Source organism: Methanospirillum sp. (genome assembly GCF_028679455.1).
Taxonomy (GTDB): domain Archaea; phylum Halobacteriota; class Methanomicrobia; order Methanomicrobiales; family Methanospirillaceae; genus Methanospirillum.
The window spans coordinates 1-3,925 of record NZ_JAJRBM010000386.1 but is presented as its reverse complement, the minus strand read 5'-3'; the positions used below and the strand labels follow the sequence as shown (position 1 = coordinate 3,925).

5 protein-coding genes are annotated in these 3,925 nt (G+C 39.9%); all 5 read left to right on the top strand.

Features of this window, described 5'->3' with window-relative positions:
- Window positions 1-289: 289 nt before the first annotated feature.
- The 5 genes from LUQ50_RS13145 to LUQ50_RS13125 all read left to right on the top strand — a co-directional run bounded on the left by LUQ50_RS13145 (window position 290) and on the right by LUQ50_RS13125 (window position 3,579).
- Entirely contained in the window at window positions 290-865 is a 576-nt protein-coding gene (locus LUQ50_RS13145) for a sugar O-acetyltransferase (protein WP_300040393.1), read from the top strand.
- Window positions 866-1,255: 390 nt separating this feature from the next.
- Entirely contained in the window at window positions 1,256-2,011 is a 756-nt protein-coding gene (locus LUQ50_RS13140; RefSeq protein WP_300040391.1) for a hypothetical protein, read from the top strand.
- Window positions 2,012-2,159: 148 nt separating this feature from the next.
- Window positions 2,160-2,774 (top strand): hypothetical protein, encoded by a 615-nt coding sequence (locus LUQ50_RS13135; RefSeq protein ID WP_300040389.1) that lies wholly within the window; start codon window positions 2,160-2,162, stop codon window positions 2,772-2,774.
- The gene (locus LUQ50_RS13130; RefSeq protein ID WP_300040387.1) at window positions 2,771-3,349 is read left to right on the top strand and encodes a DUF2178 domain-containing protein; all 579 of its coding nucleotides are present in this window, start codon (window positions 2,771-2,773) and stop codon (window positions 3,347-3,349) included. Before LUQ50_RS13135 ends, LUQ50_RS13130 begins: the two co-directional genes overlap by 4 nt.
- Window positions 3,350-3,360: 11 nt before the next feature.
- Window positions 3,361-3,579 (top strand): helix-turn-helix transcriptional regulator, encoded by a 219-nt coding sequence (locus LUQ50_RS13125; protein ID WP_300040384.1) that lies wholly within the window; start codon window positions 3,361-3,363, stop codon window positions 3,577-3,579.
- Window positions 3,580-3,925: the final 346 nt, after the last annotated feature.

Here is a 3,925-nt window from a genome sequence, read left to right as displayed (position 1 = left end):
TTCCAGGGAAGGATAATATCAGAACTTATGGGCAGGATACGATGTCAATGTCAACCTGTTCTCAGCATTCCTGAATAGTTACGAAATTTGAATGAATTAGAGACGATGAGTATCAATAACCGATCGGTACATGTAGTCTTCATCTCAAGAACCCATACCCAGGGGATTGATGATTAAAGGGATTGATATATATCATCATTTTTAGGTACCTAGTTGTATGAGGCTCATGCAAGGTCATGAGAAATTTGCTTCAGGATGAATATCTGATATAATATCTGGGTTTGATAGAATGAAACACGATATGAGTGAATGGAATAAGATGATAGAGGGGGTTGAATATGATAGTTCAGATGAGTATCTCGTATCGGTTCGGAAGAGGGCCCGGAAGATCTTCCAGAGATATAACCGAACAGAAGAGGATCCAAAGGTCAGGAGACGATTGTTAGAGAAACTGATCAAACAGCCGGTTGATAAAACTGTCTTCATTGAACCTCCATTTTTTTGTGATTATGGAGTCAATATCACGTTTGGGAAGAACTTTTACGCTAACTTCAACTGTGTGATCCTTGATTGTGGTCGTGTTCAGATCGGAAAAAATACATTATTGGGACCTGGTGTCCAGATCTACACTGCCACCCATCCGGTAAACCCATCTGCAAGACGTTCTCATCTTGAGTCTGCATATCCGGTAACAATAGGAGATAACGTCTGGATAGGAGGTGGATCGATCATCCTTCCCGGGGTAACGATCGGGAATAATTCGGTTATCGGAGCAGGGAGTGTTGTTACAAAAGATATCCCTGATGATGTGGTCGCCGTGGGAAATCCGTGCCGGGTTATCAGAACGATTACTCCTGATACGTAAATAATTCCGGAATCTACCTCTTCACTTGTGTTAGGGATATTCAAGGGTATGAAGAATACTCATCTATCCACCCAGTTCTACGGATTTTTATGGATCCTTTTTTCCTTTGGGTATTGATGCCGAGACAGGCTGAATAGGTACCGAATATCAACGTTGTTGAGTCAATCATGATACAAAACCGAGATCTGATATAGTAAGGTTGATCCCCTTTCTTATGAGACTTTTTTCCCAAAAAAAGGAGAATAGTTTTAGTTGTAATCTTTATGCACAATATATTGTGCATAATGCCAAATTTTTTATACATATACTGCATATGAGAACATAGAAGAGGTGGCCTCCATGAAACTACAAACCAGGATTACACTGGGGTTACTCCTGATGATAATCTCTATGATTATCATATCTGTGAGTGCGGAACAGACGGAAGACCCGATTATTACCATCAACGCAGTTCCTTCTACAAATATCGGGGATCTTCTAGTAGTATCGGGGAACACTACACTCCCTAAGGATTCTCACCTTGAAATTAGCCTCATTCCTGAAAAAGACTGTTATGATTTCTGTACCGGTTCAGGAACTGATGCAATGGTTTTTCCCGGACAAGGAGAACAGAATATCTGGTCTGTGGCGATGGATACTTCTGGGTTTGGATATGGACGATATAAAGTAAATGTTACTCATATTTTAAATTTCACGCCGAGTGGGATTATTTTTGGTAATACATCTTCGAACCTGACAATTTTCATGAAGGGACAGGTCCTGATTGATAATTCAACGAATAAACCCAATCAAAACATCACCAATGGGTTTATCTTCCTGAATACGATCGATCCAAAGAAGGTAGGTGATAAGTTCCTCATTATCGGCTCAACAGATCTACCAGTAGGGACCGAGATCTTGTGGGAGATCGGACCGGATCTAACACAGTCCCAGCCTCAATATACTGGTGAATACCAATACCTCTCATCGAATTCTATGGTTGTTAAAGGCAATGATACAGTAAACCGGGTATCAGATGCCATTGATACTATCGCCTTTACACCCGGTGTATACAACGTTACCTGTTCCATTAGCAGCGGAGATCTTACAAAAGGTGAATGGAAAAAAGGAAAAATTCAGGCTCATACACAGTTTACCGTGAAATAATTGATTGAAATGTCAGGTTTGAACAATACAACCAGACTACATTAACCACTTTTATCTATTCATAGATGAAATTGAACAAAAGGATCTTCTGATAACCAATGGTATATCTCTTCGAAAAATGTAGGTTCCATAACGCAGAACACCAGGAATGTCAGTAAAAAGGGTATACAGATCTGTTGCGATCGGAGCAACGATTCTTCTCGTAATAATTGGTGCGGTTATCGTCTTATCCACACTCTCTATCACAACTCTTCCTGACAGAACTGATGATATTTCCTCATCATATAATGATTCATCCTTAGATGGTACCTCAGTTTTTTCTGATCAGATGCATACCGACGGATATAACAAATCTTCGGATACTCTGCCAAATACTCCAGATTCCATTTCTTCTCTGTATATCAGTCTTGATTCTGTAAGAGATGTTCATGCCGGAGATCTGATCGTGATTTCAGGAACAACAAATTTACAGCCAGGAAGTAGTATCAGCCTAAAAATTACACCGGCTTTTACCGAGAGAACTGACGAGTTTAGTTCTAAGACTACATTTAAATCATTTTTAGGACTGATGGGACATACCAGGGTTTTTGCTGATGATAATCCGGTCCATCGGTGGTCATGGACTGCCAACAGTTCAGATCTTTCTCCTAACTTATACGAGGTAACGGCTTCATTCATAAGCCCGTTTTCAAATTCAGATCAGATACCTGGCATAATTTTTTCCGGAACATCCCGCTTTATCCTGACACAGCGATCAGTATGAAATATATTCATTATCTGGTATGGATTATTGGAACTGCAATTCTGGCAGCGATAATGGTAGGATGGTCGATAATATCAGGACTTATCTGGATTCCGTTAATTATTATACCTCTGGCAGTAATTGTGGGTTATTCCGGTCGCAAGATTGTGTCTCCAATCCTGGATGATGAACTAAATCAGCGTATTCAGGGAGATGCTGCGATGAGAACCCTTGAGGTTCTGTTTGTTACCGTTATTATTATTATATCAATTCTGTTTTCTCTCTCGTTGAGTTCTGCATATACTCCAAAAATCAACGGACACATTGTTACCAATGATGATAACACACGATCAATGTCAGTGACCATTCAGTATCTGAATCCTCTGGATATCTCGCATCCAACCATGAGATCATATCTTATCAGGAATATCGAAGATATGACATACCAGGAAGCAGGATCGTATGCAACATTCTGGCAGGAAGGATTGCGACCATACTATGAATATGATCTGATGGCTAGAATAGGTGGATTTCTTTTAATATTTCTTCTTTTAGTCTATGGTTCTTTTTATGTATACTACCGTCGAAAATACTAGTCACATTCAATATGAAAAACAGAATAAAAGTCCTCCGGGCTGAGTATGATATGACCCAGGAGACTCTTGCACAGTTAGTCGGTGTTACCCGTAATACCATAATCTCTATCGAAAAAGGAAAATATTCCCCCTCATTACTTATTGGATATCGAATTGCACGAGTCTTCAACGTGGATATTAATGACGTGTTTACCTATGAAGAAGGTATAGACGATCTTCCCCTAGAGTAACCAGGATATAAATTTTTGTTTCTATTCATCCATTTTTAGCATATGAAGCAGCAGATATTGCAGCACATGTGCTCGTTATGCATGGGATTCTGGAAGTAAAACAGTTAAAGAAGCCCGAGGATACGTTATCGAAAAGTATCACAGAATCTCCTGAAGAATGAGTATCGATGCAGCCGGAGATAAAACCCGTGCAAGTTACGGGTTCTTCACATTAGAGAAAGACAATTCTGGTAATTTTGTCTGGAAGAATATTGGAGACTGGTAAGGTGGGCAGATTCTGCAGTGCCAGCAGTACGGTCTCCCGGTAAGATAAATGCCTGGTATCCGGTTACATAAACCTGGTTGT

What these genes read in the sequence shown, in the direction of transcription:
- LUQ50_RS13145 (WP_300040393.1), top strand. Translation starts at nt 290, where the DNA reads ATGAAACACGATATGAGTGAATGGAATAAGATGATAGAGGGGGTTGAA.
- LUQ50_RS13140 (WP_300040391.1), top strand. Translation starts at nt 1,256, where the DNA reads ATGATTATCATATCTGTGAGTGCGGAACAGACGGAAGACCCGATTATT.
- LUQ50_RS13135 (WP_300040389.1), top strand. Translation starts at nt 2,160, where the DNA reads ATGTCAGTAAAAAGGGTATACAGATCTGTTGCGATCGGAGCAACGATT.
- LUQ50_RS13130 (WP_300040387.1), top strand. Translation starts at nt 2,771, where the DNA reads ATGAAATATATTCATTATCTGGTATGGATTATTGGAACTGCAATTCTG.
- LUQ50_RS13125 (WP_300040384.1), top strand. Translation starts at nt 3,361, where the DNA reads ATGAAAAACAGAATAAAAGTCCTCCGGGCTGAGTATGATATGACCCAG.